Genomic DNA, 470 nt, shown 5'->3' with positions numbered 1-470 from the left:
GGGAAGGAGTGGTTGTAAACGCTGCGCAGAGGTGTTAACTTCTGGCGCGATGCTTTCCAGCCACCTCACCTATCTGACTGCAGCCCAACAGCCCCCGCCGGACCTGGGCCGGCTGGCGGAGCATTTGCCGCACGAATGGATCGAGCATGCGATCGAGGCGACGGGCACCGCGAGTATCCGCCGTCGGCGCCTGCCGGCCGAGCAAGTGGTTTGGCTGGTGATCGCCTTGGCCATGTACCGGCACTGGTCGATCAATGAGGTACTCGACAGTCTCGATCTGGCACTGCCCAACGAGGTCGTCCCCTTCGTCAGCAAGAGTGCCGTGGCGCAGGCGCGCCAGCGTATTGGCGAAGCGCCGCTGGCGTGGCTGTTCGAACGGACGGCCTGGGCGTGGACCACGCAGGACGCAGCACGCCATGCATTCAAGGGATTGAGTCTATGGGCGATGGACGGCACCACGCTGCGCACGG

The 470-nt window shown here is 64.7% G+C and carries 1 protein-coding gene; it reads left to right on the top strand.

The window, feature by feature from the left end; all coding sequences use genetic code 11:
* Positions 1 to 49: 49 nt before the first annotated feature.
* A partial coding sequence (locus tag SB786_RS35640) for a transposase domain-containing protein (protein WP_410731493.1) occupies positions 50 to 470 on the top strand: 421 nt, incomplete at its 3' end.

Origin of the sequence: Burkholderia sp. SIMBA_062, from assembly GCF_046534765.1 — a bacterium.
Taxonomy (GTDB): Bacteria; Pseudomonadota; Gammaproteobacteria; order Burkholderiales; family Burkholderiaceae; genus Burkholderia; species Burkholderia ambifaria.
This window is presented reverse-complemented; position numbering and strand designations above follow the sequence as displayed.